Below are 22,122 nucleotides of genomic sequence, written 5' to 3' on the forward strand. Positions count from 1 at the left end.
GAACCCATGTCCACACCCACGACGACGAGGGCCTACGCGAGCCCCGTCGACCACGTCGCGTACGGCCACTACGGGCCAGGACGTCTGCACCTGTCGCCCCAGTGGAACCGCCCGCTCTACCCGTTCCAGGGACGCGTCAGCGCCGACGGCTCCACCGGCTTCCGCGCCGAACCCGGCCGCTACCACCTCTACGCCGCCTGGGTCTGCCCGTACGCGCACCGCGTCGCGATCGTCCGCAAGCTCAAGGGCCTGGAGGACGTGATCTCGCTGTCGTACGTGGACGACGAGCGCGACGGCCGCGGCTGGGCCTTCAGGGAGCGTCGCGGCGCCGACCCGGTCAACGGCTTCACCCTGCTGGAGCAGGCGTACGACGCCACCGAGAAGGGCTACGGCGGGCACATCTCGGTGCCCGTGCTCTGGGACCGGCACACCGGCGCGATCGTCAGCAACAACTTCCCCGACATCACGATCGACCTGGCCACCCAGTTCGAGCAGTGGGCCGGCAGCTCGGCCGACCTTTATCCGGCCGAGCTCCGCCCGGAGATCAACAAGCTGAACGCCTGGATCTACCACGACGTCAACGCCGGCGTCTCCCGCGTGGGCCGCGCCGGCACCGAGGACGACCGCGAGCGGGAGCGGCACGTGGTCGTCTCGGCCCTGGAACGGCTGGACGCGCAACTGGCCGAGCGGCGGTTCCTGACCGGCGACACCATCACCGAGTCCGACGTGCGGCTCTGGGTGACGCTGGCCAGGTTCGACGAGCACAACCGCGGCCACCTGATCAGCGAGAGGAAGCTGGCCGACTTCGAGCATCTCTGGCCGTACGCCCGCGACCTCTACCAGCGCCCGGCCTTCCGCGAGACGACCGAAGGGCTGACCGCGGCCTGGGACGAGCCGCACGGGCGGGACCGATGAGCCGCAAGCGGGTCCACCTGGCGGCCCACTTCCCCGGCGTGAACAACACCACCGTGTGGGCCGACCCCCGGTCCGGCAGCCAGATCGACTTCGCCTCGTTCGTCCACCTGGCCAAGACGGCCGAACGCGGCAAGCTCGACTTCTTCTTCCTGGCCGAGGGGCTGCGGCTGCGCGAGCTCAAGGGACGCATCCACGACCTGGACGTGGTCGGCCGGCCGGAGTCGCTCACCCTGCTCAGCGCGCTCGCCGCCGTCACCGACCGGCTCGGCCTGGCCGGCACCGTGAACGCCACCTTCAACGAGCCGTACGAGCTGGCCCGGCGGCTGTCCACGCTCGACCACCTGAGCGACGGCCGGGCCGCGTGGAACGTGGTGACCACGTCCGACGCCTTCACCGGCGAGAACTTCCGCCGCGGCGGCTTTCTCGACAAGGCCGACCGGTACGAGCGAGCAGCCGAGTTCGTGCGGCTGTCCCGGCAGTTGTGGGACTCCTGGCAGCCGGACGCGGTCGCCGCCGACCCGGAGACCGGCAGGTTCGTCCGGCCCGGCGCCATCGGCGCGGTCGAGCACCGGGGCGCGCACTTCACCGTCGAGGGCCGGTTCACGCTGCCGCGCGGCCCGCAGGGCCACCCGGTGATCATCCAGGCGGGGGACTCCGACGAAGGGCGCGAGTTCGCCGCCGCGAACGCCGATGTGATCTTCACCCCGCACGGCAGGCTGGAGGACGGCCAGCGCTTCTACGCCGACGTCAAGCGCCGCCTGGCCAGGTACGGCCGCGAGCCGCACCAACTCAAGATCATGCCGGGGGCGACGTTCGCGCTGGGCGACACCGCCGAGGAGGCGGCCGAGAACGCCGCCGCCATCCGCCGTCAGCAGGTCGGGCCGCAGACCGCGATCGCGTTCCTGGAGCAGGTGTGGGGCCGCGACATGTCGTCGTACGACCCCGAGGGCCCGCTGCCCGAGATCGAGCCGGACCTGTCGGAAGGGGTCTCCCAGGGCCGGGTGCCGATCAAGGACCGCGCGGCCGTCGCCGCCAAGTGGCGGGCGCTGGCCGCGGAGAAGGGCCTGTCGATCCGGGAGCTGGTCATCGAGGTGACCGGGCGGCAGACGTTCGTCGGCACCCCCGAGGGCGTGGCCCGGCAGATCGACGAGCACGTGCAGGCCGACGCGGCCGACGGGTTCATCCTCGTGCCGCACCTGACGCCCGGCGGGCTGGACGACTTCGTCGACCGCGTGGTGCCGCTGCTGCAGGAGCGCGGCGTCTTCCGCACCGACTACACCGGCGCCACCCTCCGCGATCACCTGGAGCTCACATGACGCTACACCTGGCCGTGGCGCTCGACGGCGCGGGCTGGCACCCCGCCGCCTGGCGCGAGACGCACTCGGACGTCTTCTCGGCCCGCCACTGGGCGGCGCTCGTGACCGAGGCCGAGCGCGGACTGCTCGACTTCGTCACCATCGAGGACGCACTCGGCCTGCAGTCCACCCTGCCCGACGGCCCCGACGACCGGACCGGCCAGGTGCGCGGACGGTTCGACGCCGTGCTGCTCGCGGCCCGGCTGGCGCCGCTCACCAGCCGGATCGGGCTGGTGCCGACCGCTACCACCACGCACACCGAGCCGTTCCACGTGGCCATCGGCATCGCCACGCTCGACCACGTCAGCGGCGGACGGGCCGGCTGGCGGGCGCAGATCTCCGCCCGGTCATCGGAGGCGCGGCACTTCGGCCGCAGGCAGTTCCCGCCGCTCGACCAGGTGCTCAACCGGCCCGGCGGCGCGGACCTGTCCGGCGACCCGCACGTGCGCGACCTGTTCGCCGAGGCCGCCGACGCGGTCGAGGTCGCCCGGCGGCTCTGGGACAGCTGGGAGGACGACGCCGAGATCCGCGACGTGGCCACCGGCAGGTTCATCGACCGGGACAAGCTGCACTACGCCGACTTCGCCGGGCGGTTCTTCTCGGTCAAGGGGCCGTCGATCACGCCGCGGCCGCCGCAGGGGCAGCCGGTGGTGACCGCGCTCGCGCACTCGCGGCTGCCGTACGAGTTCGCCGCGGGCAGCGCCGACGTCGTGTACGTCACCCCGCACTCCGACGAGCAGGCCCGCGCGGTCGTCGAGGAGGTCCGGGAGCTGTCGGACAGCATCAAGATCTTCGCCGACCTGGTCGTCTTCCTCGGCGAGGACGCCGCCTGGCGCAAGGCGCGGCTCGACGAGCTGGACGGGGCCGAGCTCGCGTCCGACGCCGCCATCTTCACCGGGACCGCGGGCGAGCTGGCCGACGTGCTGCTGGAGTGGCACCGCGCCGGGATCCAGGGGTTCCGGCTGCGGCCCGGCGCGCTGCCGTACGACCTGGAGCGGATCACCCGCGATCTGACGGCCGAGCTGCGCGGGCACGGCGTGTTCCGGAGCGCCTACGAGGCCGCCACGCTCCGGGGGCTGCTCGGCCTGCCGCGCCCGGCGAGCCGCTACGCGGAGGTGTCATGAAATTTCTAGCGATCACATTGATCGTCCACAACGACGACCGCTCGCCCACCGAACGCTTCCGCGAGGTCGTCGAGAACGCGGTGCTGGCCGAGGAGCTCGGCTTCGACGGGTTCGGCGTGGGGGAGCGGCACGAGCGGCCGTTCATCTCCTCCTCGCCGCCGGTGGTGCTCAGCCACATCGCCGCCAAGACCTCCAGGATCCGCCTGTTCACCGCGGTGACCACGCTGAGCCTGCTCGACCCGGTCCGGGCGTACGAGGACTACGCGACCCTCGACCACCTGTCGGAGGGCAGACTGGAACTGATCATCGGCAAGGGCAACGGCGCGGCGCAGGCCCAGCTCTTCCACGTCACGCCCGAGGACCAGTGGGCGCGCAACCGGGAGTCGTACGAGCTCTTCCGCCGCCTCTGGCGCGAGGACAAGGTCACCTGGGAGGGCGCGTTCCGCCCGTCGCTCACCGAGGCCGAGACCTGGCCGCGCCCGCTGCAGCGGCCGATCCGCGTCTGGCACGGCAGCGCCACCAGCAAGGAGTCGGTGGACCTGGCCGCCAAGTACGGCGACCCGCTGTTCTCCGCCAACGTCACCCACCCCATCGGCCCGTACGCCGAGCTGATCGACCACTACCGGGAGCGCCTGGCGCACCACGGGCACGACCCGGCCGGCGCGCTGGTGGGAGCCGGGACCGCGGGCTACTACGCGGCCAGGACCTCCCAGGAGGCCGTCGCCACGTACCGGCCGATCTTCGACGCCCGGGTGGAGTTCCAGCGCAAGCTCGGCCTGCCGGTGGTCTTCCCCACCCTGGAGGACGCCATCGAGCGCAGCTCCATCCTGGTCGGCAGCCCGCAGCAGATCGTCGACAAGGTGCTGCGCTACCACAAGCGGTTCGGCCACGAGGTCATGCACCTGCACGCCGACGCCGACGGGCTCACGCCCCGGCAGCACCGGGACGCGCTCGAACTGTTCCAGGCCGAGATCGCGCCCGTGCTCCGGGCGGAGATCCCCAGCAGGCCGTTCCCCGGAGGTGCCGCGTGACGCTGTCCATCCTCGACCTCGCCCCCGTCGTGTCGGGAGGCACGGTCGGCGAGGCCCTGCGCAACACCCTCGACCTCGCCCGCCGGGCGGAGGGGTTCGGCTACCGCCGCTACTGGCTGGCCGAGCACCACTTCGCGCCCGGCGTCGCCGGCTCGGCCCCGGCCGTGCTGATCGCGCTGGTCGCGGCGGCCACCTCCACCATCCGGGTCGGGTCGGGCGCCGTGCAGCTCGGGCACCAGACGCCGCTGTCGGCGGTCGAGCAGTTCGGGCTCATCGACGCGCTCCACCCGGGCCGGATCGACCTGGGGATCGGGCGTTCCGGGCAGCGCCGCGCCGAGATCACCCAGGGCGCCGCCGCCCCGGCCCCCGCGCCCGAGCAGCGGGCGGCCCGGGTGGTGGACGGGTTGCTGATCCCGCCGCCCTTCGACTGGTCGGCGCTCGCCAGGCAGCCGCACCTCGCCCGGCAGGCCGCGCTCCTGCAGCAACCGGGCGCCCGGACCCCCGACTTCGCCGAGCAGATCGACGACGTCCTGGCCTTACTCGGCGGCACCCACCAGGTCCGCGCCGTGCCCGGCGAGGGCGCCGACCTGGAGGTGTGGATCCTCGGCAGCAGCGGCGGGCAGAGCGCCCAGGTCGCCGGGGAACGCGGGCTGCCGTTCGCCGCGAACTACCACGTCAGCCCGTCCAGCGTGCTGGAGGCCGTCGAGGCCTACCGGGAGGCGTTCAAGCCGTCGGACGCGCTCGCCGAACCGTACGTGGTCGTCTCGGCCGACGCGGTCGTCGCCGAGAACTCGGCGCGCGCCCACGAGCTGGCCAAGGGCTACGGCCTCTGGGTCAGGAGCATCCGCACGGGCGCCGGCGCGATCCCGTACCCGACCGCGGCGGAGGCCGACGCCCACGTCTGGACCGACGCCGATCGCGCGCTGGTCGAGGACCGGCTCAGCACCCAGTTCGTCGGCTCGCCCGGCGAGGTGGCCGAAGGGCTGCGCGTGCTGCGCCGGGTGACCGGCGCCGACGAACTGCTCGTCACCACCATCACCCACGACCACGAAGACCGCGTGCGCTCCTACGAGCTGCTCGCCGAGGCATGGAACCGCCAGTGAAGCGCATCGTCCCCGTCCTGCTGCTGGCTCTCGCCGCGTGCGGCGCGCAGCCCGCCGAGACCGCCCAGGCCTCCACCCTGACCTGGGCCGTCGAGACCCAGCCGGTCACCCTCAACCCCCAGCTGTGGGCCCAGAACAAGGCCAGGCTGCTGGTCTTCAACCAGTTCGACGCGCTGCTGTCGAAAGCCGAGGACGGCTCGTTCGGGCCGTGGCTCGCCAAGGCCTGGACGGTCTCGGACGACGGGCTGACCTACACCCTCGACCTGCGCGACGACGTCACCTTCCACGACGGCACCGCGTTCGACGCCGCCGCCGTCAAGGCCAACCTCGACCAGTTCAAGGTGCCCGGCTACAACCCGGCCGTGGCCGCGATCCAGCTCAAGGCCTACGACAAGGCCGAGGTCGTGTCGCCGCACCAGGTGAAGATCACCCTCAAGGAGCCGGACGGGCTGTTCCTCGACTTCCTGGCCTCGCCCCTGGCCGGGCAGGTCTCGCCGAAGTCGCTGAAGAACGCCGAGGACCTCAAGTTCGGCGGGCCCGACCTGGTCGGCACCGGGCCGTTCATCCTCGACCGGTACGTCCAGGGCCAGGAGATCCACTACCGCCGCAACCCCGGTTACGCCTGGCCCCCGGCCGGAGCCGCCCACCAGGGCCCCGCCCACCTGTCGGAGATCACCTACCGGTTCCTGCCCGAGGCCGCCGTCCGCGTCGGCGCGCTCACCTCCGGGCAGGTGCAGGTCATCGAGGGCGTCCCGGCCACCGAGGTCGCCCTGATCGAGCAGGATCCGGAGCTCACCCTGCAGACGTCGCTCAACTCCGGCACCGCCTTCTCGTACTATTTCAACACCTCCCACGCCCCCTTCGACGACCGGCGCGTACGGGAGGCGTTCCGCGAGGCCGTGGACGTGGACGCGGTGCTGAAGTCGGTCTACCAGGGCACCGCCACCAGGGCGTGGAGCGTCGTCGGCAGCAAGAGCCCCTTCTACGACGCGAGCCTGGAGAAGTCCTACGGCGGCGACGTCGCCAAGGCCAACGCCCTGCTCGACGCGGCCGGGTGGAAGGAACGCGACGCCGAGGGCTACCGGGTCAAGGACGGCGAGCGGCTCACCGTGCGCGAGGTCGCCGCGGCCCCGTTCATCCGCGACCGGCGCGACATCCTCGGCCAGGCCATCCAGGCCCAGGTCAAGCAGAACGCCGGCATCGACTTCCAGGTCAAGATCGTGGACCAGGGCAGCGCGCAGCAGGCCGTGGACGACGACGCCTACGAGGTGTTCGGCAACTCCCGCGGCGACTCCGACGCGGGCGCCGCGCTCAACCTCATCCTGCCGTCGGACGGGGCCATCAACCGCACCCGGTTCGCCGACCCCGAGGTGGACAAGTGGCTGGCCGCCGCCTCCGCCACCGCCGACCAGGCCGAACGGAAGGAGCTCTACGCCAAGGCGCAGCGGGCGGTCGTGGCGGACGAGGCCATCGTGTTCCCGCTGTACGTGCCGGCCGACCAGATCGCCGCCCACAAGAGCGTCCAGGGGCTCGGCTTCGACCCGGCCTCCGGCACCCCGGCGAGCGCGTACGACGTGCGGACAGGGACATGATCAGGAGGCTCGGCGCGGGGCTGGCGGTCCTCTGGGCCGCCGCCACCGCCTCCTACGTCGCCCTGCTGGCGGCTCCGGGCGACACCGTCGACATCCTGATCGGCGACGGCGCCGACACCCCGGAGATCCGGGCCGGGATCATCGCCGAGTGGGGGCTCGACCGGCCCGAGATCGTGCAGTACCTGTCGTACCTCTGGCGGCTGCTGCACGGCGACCTCGGCCGCTCGTACCAGCTCCAGCGCGGCGTCGGCGAGATCCTGGCCGGGCAGATCGGGCCGACCGTGCAGCTCACGCTCGCCGCGGCGGTCACCGGCGTGGTGCTCGCGGGCGTCATCGCGATCGGCACGGCGGGCCGGGGGCGCGGGCCGCGCGCCGCCGCCTCGGCCGCCGAGCTGGTGTCGGTGTCGGTGCCGCCGTTCCTCATCGGGATCGTCCTGCTGTCGGTGTTCTCGTTCACGCTCGGCTGGTTCCCCGTCTCCGGCGCGGAGGGGCCGCTCGCCCTGGTGCTGCCCGCGCTGGCGCTCGGCCTGCCCATCGCGGGCGTGCTCGGCCAGGTGCTGCGCGGCGGGCTGGAGCGGGCGCTGGAACAGCCGTTCGCGGTGACGGCCAGGGCGCGCGGGCTCACCGAGCGCGCCCTGGTGGCCCGGCACGCGCTGCGGCACGCCCTGCTGCCCGCCGTGACGCTCGCCGGGTGGCTGACCGGGACGCTGCTGGGCGGTGCGGTGATCACCGAGGTGCTGTTCGGCAGGCCCGGACTCGGCCAGGTGGCCATGCAGGCCGTGACCGGCCAGGACATGCCCGTCGTGATGGCCGTGGTGCTGCTGTCGGCCGTCGTGTACGTCACCATCAGCACGCTGCTCGACCTCGCCTACCGCGTCATCGACCCGCGGATCCGGAGCTGATCCGGTCATGCGGCTCGTTCCCGTCGCCCTCCTCGCCGTGCTCGCGCTCGCCGTCGCCGTGCCCGGCCTGCTGACCGCCGCCGACCCGCTGGCGGCCGACCCGATGGACGCGCTCGCGGCGCCCGGCGCCGCCCACTGGTTCGGCAGCGACCACCTCGGCCGGGACGTGCTGGCCAGGGTGGTGTACGGCGCCCGCCACTCGATCAGCATCGGCGTGGCCGCCACCGCCCTCGCCGTGACCGCCGGCGTGCTGCTCGGCCTGGCCGCCGGGCTGTCGCCGAAGTGGCTGGACGAGGCGCTGGCCAGGGCCTTCGACGTGCTGTCCACGCTGCCGGAGCTGCTGCTCGCCCTGCTCGTCGTGGCGGTCACCGGCCCCGGGACCACCAACGTGATCTTCGCGATCGCCATCGCGCAGATCTCCACCTACGCCCGCGTGACCCGGGCCCAGACCTTCGTGGTGCGCCGCTCGGGCTACGTCGAGCAGGCCGTCACGTTCGGCCGCTCCCGCCTGGCGATCAACACCGGGCACGTGCTGCCGAACGTGCTCGGCCCGATCCCCGTCCTGGCCACGATCGGGCTCGGGCAGGCCGTGATCGCCAGCTCGGGGCTGAGCTTCCTCGGCATGGGGCCGCAGCCGCCCGCCGCCGAATGGGGCGCGATGCTGTCCGAGGCCCGCAACTACCTGCGGGTCGCCTGGTGGGAGGCGCTCTTCCCTGGCCTGGCGATCACGCTCACCGTCGTCTGCCTGACCGTCGTCGGGCGTCGCCTGCAACGCCGCTTCGAGGGGAGAACACCGTGACCCCGCTGGTGTCCGTGGAGGACCTGCGCGTGAGCTTCGGCGGGACGGAGGTCGTCCGCGGCGTCTCCCTGTCGGTGGCGCCAGGGGAGTGCGTCGCCGTCGTCGGCGAGTCCGGCTCGGGCAAGAGCGTCACCGCCCGCACCCTGCTCGGCCTGACCGGGCCCGGATCGTCGGTGCGCGCGGCCGCGTTCCGGGTGGCCGGCCGGGACGCGCTCGCCTTCACCCCCGCCGACTGGCGGCGGCTGCGCGGCGGGTTCGCCGGCCTCGTCCTGCAGGACGCGCTGGTCTCGCTCGACCCGCTGCGCACGATCGGCGCCGAGATCGCCGAGGTGCTGACCGTGCACGACGTCGTGCCCCGGGGCCGCCGCGCGCAGCGGGCGCTGGAGCTGCTGGACGCGGTGGGCGTGCCCGAGCCCGCGCTCCGCGCCCGGCAGTATCCGCACCAGCTCTCCGGCGGGCTGCGGCAGCGGGCCCTGATCGCCTCCGCCATCGCCGCCGACCCCCGGCTCATCATCGCCGACGAGCCGACCACCGCGCTCGACGTCACCATCCAGGCCCAGATCCTGCGGCTGCTCGCCGAACGCCGGGCCGCCGGGACCGCGCTGCTGCTGATCAGCCACGACCTGGCCGTGGTCGCCTCCATCGCCGACCGCATCCTGGTCATGAAGGACGGCCGCGTCGTGGAGGAGGGGACCGCCCGCGAGGTGCTGGCCGCGCCCGCCCACGACTACACCCGCGAACTGCTGGCCGCCGTGCCGTCCGCCGCCTCCCGCGGCACCCGGCTCACCACCGGCGCCCCGCACCGCCGGCCCGACCCCGACCTGTCCGCCCAGGTCCTCGCCGGGACCGGGCTCGCCCGCTCGTACGGACCCCGCCGCGTCGTCGACGACGTCTCCTTCACCCTGCACGGCGGCGAGACGCTCGGCATCGTGGGCGAATCGGGATCGGGCAAGACCACGCTCGCCCGGCTGGCCCTCGGCCTGCTCGAACCCGACGCCGGCCAGGTCACCCTGCACCGCACGCCGTGGAGCGGCCGGCGCGAACGCGAACGCCGCCCGCTGCGTCCGCGCATCCAGCTCATCTCCCAGAACCCGCTCGACTCCTTCGACCCCCGCCACACCGTCTTCCGCCTCATCGCCGAGCCGCTCCGCCTGCCCAGGGCCGAACGCCGCGCCCGCGTCCTCGACCTGCTGGCCCGCGTCGGCCTGCCCCCGGAGACGGCCGCCCGCCACCCCCGCGAGCTGTCCGGCGGCCAGCGCCAGCGCGTCGCCATCGCCCGCGCCCTCGGCCCCCGCCCCGACGTGCTGGTCTGCGACGAGCCGGTCTCCGCGCTCGACGTCTCCATCCAGGCCCAGGTGCTCGACCTGCTCGCCGACATCCAGGCCGAGTACGGCACCGCGATGGTGTTCATCTCCCACGACCTGGGCGTGGTCCATCACGTGGCCGACCGCGTGCTGGTCATGAAGGACGGCCGGGTCGTCGAGGAAGGCGACGTCGCGACCGTGTTCGCCCGGCCCCGCCACCCCTACACCCGCACCCTGGTCGCCTCCGTGCCGCTCCCCACCCCGTCACCACACCGCGCTGGTACGGCGGGTGCTGTGTGAGGTCGGTGGGTGGGCGGTTCGGCACCCTGGTCGCCTCCGTGCCGCTCCCCACCCCGTCACCACACCGCGCTGGTACGGCGGGTGCTGTGTGAGGTCGGTGGGCGGGCGGTTCGGCACCCTGGTCGCCTCCGTGCCGCTCCCCACCCCCTCACCACACCGCGCCGGTACGGCGGGTGCTGTGTGAGGTCGGTGGGCGGGCGGTTCGGCACCCTGGTCGCCTCCGTGCCACTACCCACCCCGTCACCACACCGCGCCGGTACGGCGGGTGCTGTGTGAGGTCGGTGGGCGGGGTGTCGCGGTTGCCCAAGGTCTCATCCGTACCGGGAGGCGGGTAAGAGATCGTCACCAGCGAGCCTTGACCCCGCCGGATAAGGTGCTGCCGTGCATGGGGACGCGTCCGCGCCACGCCGCCCTGGGATGCGGCACGTCGCGAAAGAGGCGGGAGTCTCACCGACGACCGTGAGCAACGTGCTCAACAATCCCGAACTGGTCGCCGAGGAGACCCGGCGGCGCGTCCACGAGGCGATGGAGCGGGTGGGCTACCTGCCCAACGACGCCGCCCGGCGATTACGGGGCGTGCCCAGCCCGCTGGTCGGCGCGGTGACCCTCGACATCGCCGGCCCGTTCTTCACCGAGGTGTGCCGGGGCGTGGAGGACCGACTGCTCCAGGACGGCTGCATGCTCATGACCTGCAGCACCGACCTGCAGCCCGGACGGGAGCAGCACTATCTGCAGGAGCTGGAGAAGCAGGGCGTGCGCGGCGTGCTCATCACCCCGGTCGAGGCCGACCTGGAACCCCTGGTCACCCTGGCCGGGCGCGGCGTCCCGGTGGTGCTGCTGGACCACCGGGCCGCCGACGGGCGGCTCTGCTCGGTGTCCATCGACAACCAGTGGGGCGGCGAGCAGGTCGCGGCGCACCTGATCGGCCTCGGGCACCGGCGGATCGCCCTGCTCAGCGCCTCGATCGACGTGCAGCAGACCACCGAGCGCCACGCCGGGGTGCGCACGGCGTTCCGCAAGGCCGGCCTCGACCCCGGCCGCGGGGTGCTGGACGTCCGGGTGCCGTCGCCCGACATCACGCTGACCGCCGCGGCGGCTCTGGAGGACGTGCTGAGCGCGGCCGACCCGCCCACCGCGATCCTCTGCCTCAACGACGCGGCGGCGCTCGGCGTGATCGGCGGGCTGCGGGAGCGGGGGATCGCGGTGCCGGGGGAGATGTCCGTGGTGGGGTACGACGACGTGGCGTTCGCCGCCCAGCTCGCCCCGGCGCTCACCACCGTGTGGCAGCCGAAGCGCGAGCTCGGCCGGGTCGCGGCGGAGCTGCTCCTGGACGAGGCCCGGCCCGGTCACCGTCATCAACGACTCGTCTACCGGCCCCGGCTGGTCGTCCGCGAGTCGACGGCGCCGCCCTGCCGGTGAACGGCCCGGTTCCGAAAGTTTCATACCCCGGCGCCCGGCCCTCCCCGCTCTGACCTGAAAGGTAACAACCCGGCGCCGTCGTGGGCCGGGTGCGTCGATTGACACCCTGATCAGGGGGTTCCTACCGTGAGGGCGCGCCGCCGTCCACGGAATCCCGCCTCCTGATTGGACGCTCAATGAAACGTTTACCCCGTCCAGCGTTACTCCTCACCGCGTTCGGCAGCACGGTGTGCCTGGCGGTCGCGGGCACCACCGGCCTGCAGGCGTCCGCCGCGGCGGTGGCGTGCGAGGTCGACTACGCCGTCGCCGCCGAGTGGCCCGACGGCTTCACCGGCAACGTGACCATCCGGAACGTGGGTGAGGCGATCAACGGCTGGCACCTCGACTGGTCGTTCACCGCAGGGCAGCGGATCACCCAGGCGTGGAACGCCACCACCACGCAGAACGGCCAGGCCGTCAGGGCCGAGGACGCGGGCCACAACGCCGCGATCCCGACGGGCGGCAGCGCGAGTTTCGGCTTCAACGGCTCCTGGAACGGCTCAAGCAACCCGGCCCCCGCCTCCTTCGCGCTCAACGGCGTCACCTGCACCGGCGACCCCGGCCCGACCGTCACGCCGACCGTGACCCCCACGGTGACCCCCACGGTGACCCCCACGGTGACCCCGCCGCCCGAGGGGACGAGGCAGGCCGAGGACCTCGACCGCGGCCTGATCAGCGTCCGTTCAGGCAGCGGCAACCTGGTCTCCTGGCGGCTGCTCGGCACCGAGGCGCGCGAGACCTCCTTCAACGTCTACCGGGGCGGCACGCGGGTGGCGACCGTCACCAACTCCACCAACTACCTCGACTCCGGCGCCGCCGCCGACGCCTCCTACACGGTCCGCCCGGTCAGCGGCGGAACCGAGGGACCGGCCTCCGGAACCTCCCTGCGGTTCGCCAACGGCTATCTGGACGTGCCCATCACCCCGCCGAGTTCCGGCCACCACGCCAACGACGCCAGCGTCGGCGACCTGGACGGCGACGGCCGGCTGGACCTGGTGCTCAAGTGGGAGGCGAACAACTCCAAGGACAACTCCCAGTCCGGCGTGACCGACCCGGTCTACCTCGACGGCCTCAGGCTCGACGGCACCCGGCTGTGGCGGATCAACCTGGGCCGCAACATCCGCGCCGGGGCGCACTACACGCAGTTCCAGGTCTACGACTACGACGGCGACGGCAGGGCCGAGGTCGCGGTGAAGACCGCCGACGGCACCGTCGACGGGCGCGGCACCGTCATCGGCGACGCCGGCGCCGACCATCGCAATTCCAGCGGCTACATCCTGTCCGGGCCCGAGTTCCTCACCATGTTCAACGGCCAGACCGGCGCCGCGATGTCCACGGTGAACTACGACCCGCCGCGCGGCACCGTCTCCTCCTGGGGCGACAACTACGGCAACCGCGTCGACCGGTTCCTGGCCGGCACCGCCTACCTGGACGGCCGCCGGCCGAGCCTGATCATGGCGCGCGGCTACTACACCCGCAGCGTGATCGCCGCCTGGGACTTCCGCGACGGCCGGCTCGTCAAGCGCTGGACGTTCGACACCAACGCCTCGGGCAACGGCTCGTACGCGGGACAGGGCAACCACTCGCTGACCATCGGCGACGTGGACGCCGACGGCCGCGACGAGATCGTGTACGGCGCCGCGACCGTCGACGACAACGGCGGCCGGCTGTGGAACGTCGGCTGGGGCCACGGGGACGCCGCCCACCTGGGCGACCTCAACCCGGCCCGGGCGGGCCAGGAGTACGTGAAGATCTCCGAGTCGGCGAGCCGGCCGGGCCTGTACATGGTCGACGCCCGTACCGGCCAGGTGCTGTGGCAGACCGGCACCGGTTCGGGCTCCGACGGCGAGGGCCCGGGACGCGGCGTGGCCGGCGACGTCTACGCGGGCAGCCCCGGCGCCGAGTCCTGGGCCGCGGGCGCCGGGCAGAACGGGCTGCGCAACACCTCCGGCGCGGTGGTCGGCCGCCAGCCGTCCTCGGCCAACTTCCTGTCCTGGTGGGACGGCGACCCGGTGCGCGAGCTGCTGGACCAGACCCGGATCGACAAGTACGGCACCGGCGGCGAGACCCGCCTGCTGACCGCCTCCGGCGTGCACAGCAACAACGGCACCAAGGCCACCCCGTCGCTGTCGGGCGACATCCTGGGCGACTGGCGCGAGGAGGTCATCTGGCCCACCACCGACAACCGGGCCCTGCGCATCTACAGCACCCCGCACGCCACCACCACCAAGATCCACACCCTGCTCCACGACACCCAGTACCGGGTGGCCCTGGCCTGGCAGAACACCGCCTACAACCAGCCGCCGCACCCGAGCTTCTTCATCGGCGACGGCATGAGCACGCCGCCCCGGCCGGACGTCCACGTGCGCTGACCGGCACTTGATGAACAGGCCCCCGGCCCGGAAGGGCGGCCGGGGGCCTATTCTCGTGAGAGAGAACGGCCGTCATCAGGGCCGAATCGCTTTTCTCCTGAGTAATCGTGAATTCTGCACCATTCGCATGCGGGTAATTCACGACAACGCGTGCCGACCGCACTTACCGGCCCCCGGCGTCCTTGACATGGTGGAAAAGGTCAGCTCCGACACGCATGTTGAGGGGACGCCAACTCGATGGAGATCAAGGTACTGGGTCCGCTGGTCGCCCATGAGAACGGAATGTCGATCACTCCCATTCCGCGCAAACCCCGGCAGGTATTCTCCCTGCTGGCATTGCAGGCAGGCACCATGGTCACGGTGCCGGCGTTCATCGAAGAGCTGTGGGGGATGCATCCGCCGGCCAGCGCACTGTCGACCCTGCAGACCTACATCCTGCAGGTGCGCCGGGGCATCGCCGCCGCGCTGGGCGCCAACTGCACCGACTCGGCCAAGGACGTCCTGACCACCTCCTACGGGGGATACCTGCTGGACATCGACCCGGACGACGTGGACGTCAACCGGTACGAACGCCTGGTGGCCGCGGGCAAGCAGGCCTTCGAGGCGGGCCGGTGGGAACCGGCGTCCGACCTGTTCAGCCAGGCGCTGGACATCTGGCGCGGGGAGGCGCTCGCCGACGTGCACGCCGGCCTGCGCATCGGCGTCGAGGTGGCCCGCCTGGAGGAGAGCAAGCTCGGCGTGCTGGAGGCGCGCATCGAGACCGACCTGCGGCTGGGCAGGCACGTGGGCCTGCTGGCCGAGCTGTCGGCGCTGACCGCCCGCTACCCGATGCACGAGAACTTCTGGGCGCAGTTCATGATCGCCCTGCACCGGGCGGGCCGGAAGAGCCAGGCGCTGGAGAACTTCATCAAGCTGCGCACGACGCTCGTGAACGAACTCGGCGTCGAGCCGTCGGCCCGTCTCCAGCACCTTCAGCAGGCGCTCCTGCGTTCCGATCCGAAACTGGACGCGGGCCGGGTCTTCGTTTGAGGAGGAGGTCGTGCCGACCTATGTATGGAATTACCTGACCGAATATCAGGAAGAACGCGCCGACATCCTGGACGCGGTGGAGAAGGTCTTCGAATCCGGCCAGCTGGTGCTCGGGAAAAGCGTGTCGTCGTTCGAGGCGGAATTCGCCGCCTACCACGGAGTCCCGCACTGCGTGGGCGTCGACAACGGCACCAACGCGATCGTCCTCGGACTCCAGGCGCTCGGCATCGGGCCCGGCGACGAGGTGATCACCGTGTCGAACACGGCGGCGCCCACGGTGGTGGCGATCGACGCGGTCGGCGCGACGCCGGTCTTCGTCGACGTCAGGGCGGACGACTACCTGATGGACACCGCCCAGATCAAGGCGGCGATCACGCCGCGGACCCGCTGCCTGCTGCCGGTCCACCTGTACGGCCAGTGCGTCGACATGGCGCCGGTGCTGGATCTGGCCGAGCAGCACGGGCTGCGGGTGCTGGAGGACTGCGCGCAGGCCCACGGCGCCCGGCACCACGGCCGGTTGGCCGGCACCATGGGCCACGCCGCGGCCTTCTCCTTCTACCCGACCAAGGTGCTCGGCGCCTACGGCGACGGCGGCGCCACGATCACCTCCGACCCTGACGTCGAGGCCGCGCTGCGCCGGCTGCGCTACTACGGCATGGAGAGCCGCTACTACGTGGTCGACACCCCCGGCCACAACAGCCGGCTCGACGAGGTGCAGGCGGAGATCCTGCGCAGGAAGCTGCGCCGCCTCGACGCCTACATCGAGGGCCGCCGCGCGGTCGCCCGCCGCTACGAGGAGGGCCTCGGCGACGTCCCCGGGCTGGTGCTGCCCTCGCTGGCCGACGGCAACGACCACGTCTACTACGTGTACGTGGCCAGGCATCCCGAGCGCGAGCGGATCATCAAGACGCTGGAGGCCCACGACATCCGCCTCAACGTCAGCTACCCCTGGCCGGTGCACACGATGACCGGGTTCGCCCATCTGGGCTACGAGGAGGGGCGGCTGCCGGTGACGGAGAAGCTGGCCGACGAGATCTTCTCGCTGCCGATGTACCCGTCGCTGCCGGTGGACACCCAGGACAAGGTGATCACGGAGCTGCGGGCCGCGCTGAAGGCCTGACGGCCCGGCGGGGGCGGCCGAAGTCAGGCCGCCCCCGCCGACGCGGTCCACATCGCGTGCACCGACTCGCGCAGGCCGATGCGCGGCTCCCACGACAGCGCGCGGCGCGCCAGGCCGATGTCGAGCCGGGTCCAGTCGCCGCCCTTGCTGCGGACCTCCCGGTCGAGCAGCTTGACCCGGTCGCGGGGGAAGCCGGAGGCCTCGATCAGCCAGTCGACCAGCGCGCCGATCGGCACCGCCTCACCCCTGCCGAGGTTGACGACCCGCTCGTCGAAGGACGCCGTGGCCGCCCGTACGATCGCCTCCGCGACGTCGCGTACGTCGATGAAGTCGCGCCGGGCGTCGGCCACGCTCAGCTCCAGCACCTCGCCCGCCGCCAGCGCCCGCTCGACGCGCAGCATCAGGGCGGCGAGGAAGCTCTCCTGCGGCGGGTGCGGCCCCGACATGTTGGCCGCCCGCAGCACCACCGCGTCCAGGCCGCGCCCGGCCCCCGCCAGCACGGCCAGCGACGTCGCCAGCTTGGTCGTGGCGTACGGCGTGACGGGCTGGGGCACCGTGTTCTCGCGCAGCAGCGTGCCGTACGGGACGGGACCGTACTCGTGCACCGAGCCGACGTGCACCAGGCGCGGCCGGTGCGGCGCCAGGGCGAGCGCCTCCAGGAGCCGGTCGACCAGCCTGATGTGCGAGTACGTCATCTCCTCGGTCGTGTCGCCCCACCCGCCCGCCGCGTTGACCACGGCGTCGGCTCTCGGCTCGGTGAACAGCGCGGCCAGGCGCTCCGGCTCGGCCGCGGTGATGTCCAGGGCGGTGAACGGGACGCCGGCCAGGTGCGGGGCGGCGGACCTGGCCACGGCGAGCACGTCCCAGCCGTGCCCGGCGAAGGCCGCGCACACCTGCCTGCCGACGCTGCCGGTGCCGCCCAGCACCACGACGCGCGGGGAACTCATGACCACAGCCTCCGCTCCACGCCCCGGGAGGCCTGGTAGCCGGGCAGCAGCCCCGCCCGCCGCGCCTCCTCCAGCGTCGGGGCCGCGAGGTCGCGCTCGGACAGCATCGGCCGCTCCCACGCGTCGGGGATCGGCAGGCCCAGGTCCGGGTCCAGCGGCGACAGCGCCAGCTCGTTGGCCGGGGTGTACTCCTCGGAGAGCATGTAGGCCATCACCGTGTCGTCCTCCAGCGCGATGAACGCGTGCCCCACCCCGACGGGCAGGTACGTGCACCGGAACTCGTCCGGGTCGAGCAGCGCCGACTCCCACTTGCCGTAGGTCGGCGAGCCCACCCGGATGTCGACGACGACGTCGAGCGCGCGGCCCTGCGGGCAGTAGACGTACTTGGCCGTGCCCGGCGGGGTGACCGTGTAGTGGATCCCGCGCACCACGCCCCGGCGGGACCTGCTGTGGTTGGTCTGCCGGATCGGGAACAGGTCGTGGCCTACCGCCGCCTCGAACGCGGCGTGCTGGAACGGCGAGACGAACAGGCCGCGCTCGTCGGGGAAGACCTGGGGCACGAACTCGTAGGCGCCTTCGACGGCCAGCTCGCGGGCCTTCACCGGAGCGCCTGGCCGCTGAGGTAGTCGACCCCGTCGGCGTAGTTGTAGGGATGCATGAACCCGCCCGCCCTGACGTTGCGGTAGATCCGGGACAGCGGATGGGAGCCGGTGTAGGCGATCCCGCCCACCACGCTCAGGCAGTCGTCCACGATGTCCACCGCATGCCGGTTGACCAGCATCTTGGCGTACTGGAACGGGGTCATCATGGCCCGCCCGCGCTCGGCCGGGTCGCCGCTGAGGTCCTCGGCCAGCCGGTCGGCGTTCTCCAGCGCCGCGGCCACCGCGCACCGCACCGCGTACAGCCGGGTGTCGATCTCCGCGAGCTTGGTCAGCACGGCGGGCGCCGCCCGGCCGCGTTTGCGCACGTGCGCCACGGCCAGCTCCCGCGCGGACGCGGCCAGCGCGGTGTAGATGCCGAGCATCGTGATCGAGCTGACCGTCTGGCCCGCCAGCGCGGCGTCGTCCTGCTCGCCGACGGGCCCGCGCGGCAGCACGTGCTCGGCGGGCACCGGGACGTCGTCGAAGGCGATCTCGACGGTGCCGGACGAGCGCATGCCCATCCCGTCCCAGTCGTCGCCCACGGTCAGCCCGGCGCTGTCGCGGGGCACCACCGGGGCGGCCATCCGCGCCGGCCCGCCGTTCTCGTGCACCTGCGCCGAGACCACGAAGTGGGTGGCGATCGGCGCCATGCTGACCAGGGTCTTGCGCCCGCTCAGCATGTAGCCGCCGTCGCCGGATTTGGTCAGCACGGTGGTCCGGCCCATGTCCTTGACCGCGCCGCAGACCACGGCCTCACCGGTGGCCATCTGGCGCAGCAGGCCGGCGGCCAGCTCGCGGGAGGCGGGCGGGCCGTGCTTCCACTCGTAGGCCAGCGTCAGGCCCCGGCTGAACTGCATGTGCAGGGCCAGCGCCACCCCGGCGTCGGCCTGGGCCACCTCGCCGAGCGCGACGGCGACGTCGTGCATCGAGGCGACGCCCAGCCCGCCGTGCTCGGCCGGCACGGTGGCGCCGAGCACCCCGTCCTTGCCCAGCCGGGCGAACAGGTGCGCGGGCAGCTCCGCCGCGCGGTCGTGCGCCTCCGCCTCCGCCGCCAGCGCCGGGAGGTGGGGGCGGAGGAGTTCGAGGAGCCGCCGTCCCTCAGGGGTCACGGGCGCTCGCAGTTCTGCCATGGTCGCTCCGTAGGCTCGTCGGGTAGGCCGTCGGCATCAGCCTGGGCGACGGCGCTGGAGAAGCGCTCCCGCGCGTGTGGTCCACCGGCGCTCCAACCACACTCCAGCGCCACCCGCTGTGCTGGAAGGCAGCCCAGGCGCCCTGGCGCCGTTTCCGCGGAGTCCACCATGGAGCCCGATGTGAGCAATCGCGATGTGAGCAAATCCGAAGTAAGCAAATGTCGTGTCTGTGCAGGTGAAGTGCGGAAATTCTTCGACTTCGGTACGCAGCCGCTGTCCGACGCCTTCCTCACCGAGCAGGAGGCCGGCCAGGCCTTCCACTTCCGGCTGGCCGTGGGACTGTGCACCGCGTGCACTCTGGTGCAGCTGCTCGAAGAGGTGCCCAGGGAACGCATGTTCCACCACGACTACCCCTACCACTCCTCCGGTTCGCGGCACATGCGGGAGCACTTCGCGCAGACCGCCCGCGACCTGCTGGCCACCGAGCTGACCGGCCCCGACCCGTTCTGCGTGGAGATCGGCTCCAACGACGGCGTCATGCTCGGCGTGATCAAGGACGCCGGCGTGCGCCACCTGGGCGTGGAGCCGTCGGGCGGGGTCGCCGAGGTGGCCAGGAAGGACGGGGTCCGGGTCCGCACCGACTTCTTCGAGGAGTCGACGGCCCGGCTGATCGCCGCCGAGGACGGCCCCGCCGACGTGATCTACGCGGCCAACACCATCTGTCACATCCCGTACCTGGACTCGATCTTCCGGGGAGTGGACGCGCTGCTCCGCCCGGGCGGGGTGTTCGTCTTCGAGGACCCGTACCTGGGTGACATCGCCGAGCGCAACACCTTCGACCAGATCTACGACGAGCACTTCTACCTGTTCACCGCCCGGTCGGTGCGCGGCGTGGCCCGCCGGTTCGGCTTCGAGCTGGTCGACGTCAAGCGGCTGCCCGTGCACGGCGGTGAGGTGCGCTACACCCTCGCCCGCCGGGGCGAGCGGGAGGTGAACCCCGCGGTCCCCGCGCTGATCGCCGAGGAGACCGATCGGGGGCTCGCGGAGCTGGGGACGCTGGAGAAGCTCGGCAACGGCATCGACCGCATCTGCGCCGACCTCGTCGCGCTGCTGGCGGATCTGCGCCGCAAGGGGCACACCGTCGCCGGGTACGGCGCGACCGCCAAGAGCGCGACGGTCACGAACTACGCGGGCCTCGGCCCGGAGCTGCTGCCGTGCGTCTACGACACGACCCCGGCCAAGATCGGGCGGCTGATGCCCGGCTCGGGCATCCCGATCAAGGCGGCGAGCGAGTTCTCCCGGCCGTACCCGGACTACGCGGTGCTGTTCGCGTGGAACCACACCGACGAGATCCTCGCCCGGGAGGCGGAGTTCGCCGCCCAGGGCGGCAAGTGGATCGTCTACGTCCCCGAGGTGCGCGTCCTGTAGCGGGGTTCAGGCGCACGGGAAAGGTTCAGGCGCACGGAAAGGGAGACGTCACCCGGGTGACGTCTCCCTTTCCGTGCGCGTCAAGCTTTTACGTGCCCGTCAAGGCAGCCGGACCGACAGGGCGTGCCGGAAGGCGTCGAGCGGGTCGAAGTGGGCCTTCACCTGCTGCAGCCTGGGGTAGTTGTCGCGGAAGTACAGCCGGTGCCAGGGGACCCCGCTCGTGTTGAGCCCGGGATCGGTGAAGTCGGCGTCGGCGTAGTTGACGAACGCCCCGCCGTGGCCGCGCGCCGGGTCGGGCACGCCGCCCGCGTCGGCGAACAGGTCGTGGTAGGTCTCGCGGATCCACGCCAGGTGCGCGTCGTCCTCACGGCCGTCCCACCAGAACACCGATCCGTACGCCTTGAGCACCGCGTCCCGGTGGGCCATGGCCGTGTCCGCCGGTCCTGCGGCGTTGATCGCCCCGCCGTGGGAGAGCAGGTAGAAGGCGGCCGCGGGGTTGCGGTAGCCCGACTCGTCGGTGAGCCGGCGGTAGAGCCCGGCGATCCTCTCCTCCGGCCACGACGAGCGGAGGAAGGCCGCCTTCGACTTGAAGCGCCCCTTCACCCCGGCGTACTCGTCGGGAACCAGCGTGGCGGCCAGGAACGGGCTGGTCGAGACCTCGGTCTCGGGAGTCGCCCGCACGGCGCGGCAGACCTCGGCGACGAAGGCGTCGGCGACGGCCGGCCCGACGCCGCCGTCCTCGGTCGCGGTCTCCAGGGTGATCGGCCCGCCGCCGGCGCGGGGCAGGGTCAGACTGTTGTCGAGCAGGGCGCCCGGTCCGCCGGGCTCGCTGTTGCGCTCGTGCCAGTGGGAGAAGGCGCGCACGAGCGCGACGAAGTCGTCCTCGTCCAGGTCGGCCCACTGCCAGCGCAGGGTCCTCTTGGTCACGGCGGCGGGCGGCGCGGGCAGCGCCCGCTCTTTCCCCGGCGAGCCGAACAGGAACCGGGTGACGACGCCGAAGGCCCCCGCGCCGCCGCCGGTGCAGGCCCACCAGAGGTCGCGGTGGAGGTCGTCCGGCTCCCTGGTCGCCCGTACGGCGCGCGCCCGCCCGGAGTCGTCCACCACGACCATCTCGACGCCGTACAAGTGGTCGACCGACAGCCCGTGGCGGCGCGAGAGCGCGCCGCCCCCGCCGCCCGGCACGTGCCCGCCCACGCCGATCTCCGGGCACCGGCCGGCGGGCACGGTGACGCCCCAGCGCAGGAACAGCGTCCGGTACATCGCGCCTAGGGTCGCGCCCGGCTCCACCGCGAACGCCCCGGTCTCCGGGTCGAGGCCGACGGCCTTCATCTCCGACAGATCCAGCACGGTCTGCGTCCCGGGGTGGTCGACGAGCGACTCGAAGCAGTGCCCGCCGCTGCGCACGGCGAGCCGTTCGCCCGCCCCCACCGCCTCCGTCACGGCCTGGACCACCTGCCCGGTCTCACCGGGCAGGACGATCTTCGCGGGGCTCGCGGGGAACCGGGCGTTGATGCCCCGACCGGCCAGATCCGGGTAACGGGGGTCGGCCTTGTCGACGATCAGGTGGCTCAT

Annotated in this window: 18 protein-coding genes; 14 read left to right on the plus strand and 4 right to left on the minus strand. The window is 72.6% G+C overall.

Annotation, left to right across the window (positions count from 1 at the left end; translation table 11 throughout):
- Positions 1 to 6 precede the first annotated feature (6 nt).
- The 13 genes from ACGFI7_RS13970 to ACGFI7_RS14030 all read left to right on the plus strand — a co-directional run bounded on the left by ACGFI7_RS13970 (position 7) and on the right by ACGFI7_RS14030 (position 16,404).
- Entirely contained in the window at positions 7 to 915 is a 909-nt protein-coding gene (locus tag ACGFI7_RS13970) for a glutathione S-transferase C-terminal domain-containing protein (RefSeq protein ID WP_393403607.1), read from the plus strand.
- Positions 912 to 2,231, plus strand: coding sequence for an NtaA/DmoA family FMN-dependent monooxygenase (locus ACGFI7_RS13975; RefSeq protein ID WP_393403609.1), 1,320 nt, complete (start codon positions 912 to 914; stop codon positions 2,229 to 2,231). The genes ACGFI7_RS13970 and ACGFI7_RS13975 overlap by 4 nt, the downstream gene beginning before the upstream one ends.
- The gene (locus ACGFI7_RS13980) at positions 2,228 to 3,394 is read left to right on the plus strand and encodes an LLM class flavin-dependent oxidoreductase (RefSeq protein ID WP_393403611.1); all 1,167 of its coding nucleotides are present in this window, start codon (positions 2,228 to 2,230) and stop codon (positions 3,392 to 3,394) included. Before ACGFI7_RS13975 ends, ACGFI7_RS13980 begins: the two co-directional genes overlap by 4 nt.
- Positions 3,391 to 4,425 carry an LLM class flavin-dependent oxidoreductase gene (locus tag ACGFI7_RS13985; protein WP_393403613.1) on the plus strand — a complete coding sequence of 345 codons (1,035 nt, stop codon included), beginning with the start codon at positions 3,391 to 3,393 and terminating at the stop codon, positions 4,423 to 4,425. The genes ACGFI7_RS13980 and ACGFI7_RS13985 overlap by 4 nt, the downstream gene beginning before the upstream one ends.
- Positions 4,422 to 5,528, plus strand: a complete 1,107-nt coding sequence (locus ACGFI7_RS13990) for an LLM class flavin-dependent oxidoreductase (RefSeq protein ID WP_393403616.1) — start codon at positions 4,422 to 4,424, stop codon at positions 5,526 to 5,528. Before ACGFI7_RS13985 ends, ACGFI7_RS13990 begins: the two co-directional genes overlap by 4 nt.
- Positions 5,525 to 7,120 carry an ABC transporter substrate-binding protein gene (locus tag ACGFI7_RS13995; protein ID WP_393403619.1) on the plus strand — a complete coding sequence of 532 codons (1,596 nt, stop codon included), beginning with the start codon at positions 5,525 to 5,527 and terminating at the stop codon, positions 7,118 to 7,120. The genes ACGFI7_RS13990 and ACGFI7_RS13995 overlap by 4 nt, the downstream gene beginning before the upstream one ends.
- Positions 7,117 to 8,022, plus strand: a complete 906-nt coding sequence (locus ACGFI7_RS14000; RefSeq protein ID WP_393403621.1) for an ABC transporter permease — start codon at positions 7,117 to 7,119, stop codon at positions 8,020 to 8,022. Before ACGFI7_RS13995 ends, ACGFI7_RS14000 begins: the two co-directional genes overlap by 4 nt.
- A gap of 7 nt (positions 8,023 to 8,029) precedes the next feature.
- A complete protein-coding gene (locus ACGFI7_RS14005) occupies positions 8,030 to 8,821 on the plus strand; it encodes an ABC transporter permease (protein ID WP_393403623.1) in 792 nt (263 codons plus the stop codon).
- Positions 8,818 to 10,425, plus strand: a complete 1,608-nt coding sequence (locus ACGFI7_RS14010) for a dipeptide ABC transporter ATP-binding protein (protein WP_393403625.1) — start codon at positions 8,818 to 8,820, stop codon at positions 10,423 to 10,425. Before ACGFI7_RS14005 ends, ACGFI7_RS14010 begins: the two co-directional genes overlap by 4 nt.
- 417 nt (positions 10,426 to 10,842) lie before the next feature.
- Positions 10,843 to 11,844 carry a LacI family DNA-binding transcriptional regulator gene (locus ACGFI7_RS14015; protein ID WP_393403926.1) on the plus strand — a complete coding sequence of 334 codons (1,002 nt, stop codon included), beginning with the start codon at positions 10,843 to 10,845 and terminating at the stop codon, positions 11,842 to 11,844.
- A 176-nt stretch (positions 11,845 to 12,020) separates the two neighbouring features.
- A complete protein-coding gene (locus ACGFI7_RS14020) occupies positions 12,021 to 14,255 on the plus strand; it encodes a cellulose binding domain-containing protein (protein ID WP_393403628.1) in 2,235 nt (744 codons plus the stop codon).
- 237 nt (positions 14,256 to 14,492) lie between these two features.
- Positions 14,493 to 15,284, plus strand: coding sequence for a BTAD domain-containing putative transcriptional regulator (locus ACGFI7_RS14025; RefSeq protein WP_393403630.1), 792 nt, complete (start codon positions 14,493 to 14,495; stop codon positions 15,282 to 15,284).
- A gap of 10 nt (positions 15,285 to 15,294) precedes the next feature.
- Positions 15,295 to 16,404 (plus strand): DegT/DnrJ/EryC1/StrS family aminotransferase, encoded by a 1,110-nt coding sequence (locus tag ACGFI7_RS14030; protein WP_393403632.1) that lies wholly within the window; start codon positions 15,295 to 15,297, stop codon positions 16,402 to 16,404.
- Positions 16,405 to 16,427: 23 nt separating this feature from the next.
- Here the strand turns inward: ACGFI7_RS14030 and ACGFI7_RS14035 are convergent, their stop codons facing one another.
- Genes ACGFI7_RS14035 through ACGFI7_RS14045 form a run of 3 tightly spaced genes read right to left on the minus strand, consistent with a single transcriptional unit; the run spans position 16,428 to position 19,122 of the window.
- Positions 16,428 to 17,351, minus strand: a complete 924-nt coding sequence (locus ACGFI7_RS14035; protein ID WP_393403634.1) for an NAD-dependent epimerase/dehydratase family protein — start codon at positions 17,349 to 17,351, stop codon at positions 16,428 to 16,430.
- Positions 17,348 to 17,953 (minus strand): dTDP-4-dehydrorhamnose 3,5-epimerase family protein, encoded by a 606-nt coding sequence (locus tag ACGFI7_RS14040; RefSeq protein WP_393403637.1) that lies wholly within the window; start codon positions 17,951 to 17,953, stop codon positions 17,348 to 17,350. The genes ACGFI7_RS14035 and ACGFI7_RS14040 overlap by 4 nt, the downstream gene beginning before the upstream one ends.
- The gene (locus ACGFI7_RS14045; RefSeq protein WP_393403639.1) at positions 17,950 to 19,122 is read right to left on the minus strand and encodes an acyl-CoA dehydrogenase family protein; all 1,173 of its coding nucleotides are present in this window, start codon (positions 19,120 to 19,122) and stop codon (positions 17,950 to 17,952) included. Before ACGFI7_RS14045 ends, ACGFI7_RS14040 begins: the two co-directional genes overlap by 4 nt.
- Positions 19,123 to 19,290: 168 nt before the next feature.
- Between ACGFI7_RS14045 and ACGFI7_RS14050 the strand changes: the two genes are divergently transcribed.
- Positions 19,291 to 20,550: a methyltransferase domain-containing protein gene (locus ACGFI7_RS14050; RefSeq protein ID WP_393403641.1), complete on the plus strand. Its 1,260-nt coding sequence runs from the start codon at positions 19,291 to 19,293 to the stop codon at positions 20,548 to 20,550.
- 99 nt (positions 20,551 to 20,649) lie between these two features.
- Here the strand turns inward: ACGFI7_RS14050 and ACGFI7_RS14055 are convergent, their stop codons facing one another.
- The gene (locus ACGFI7_RS14055) at positions 20,650 to 22,122 is read right to left on the minus strand and encodes an FAD-binding oxidoreductase (RefSeq protein WP_393403643.1); all 1,473 of its coding nucleotides are present in this window, start codon (positions 22,120 to 22,122) and stop codon (positions 20,650 to 20,652) included.

The sequence above is a fragment of the Nonomuraea sp. NPDC048826 genome (genome assembly GCF_043198225.1).
Classification (GTDB): Bacteria; Actinomycetota; Actinomycetes; order Streptosporangiales; family Streptosporangiaceae; genus Nonomuraea.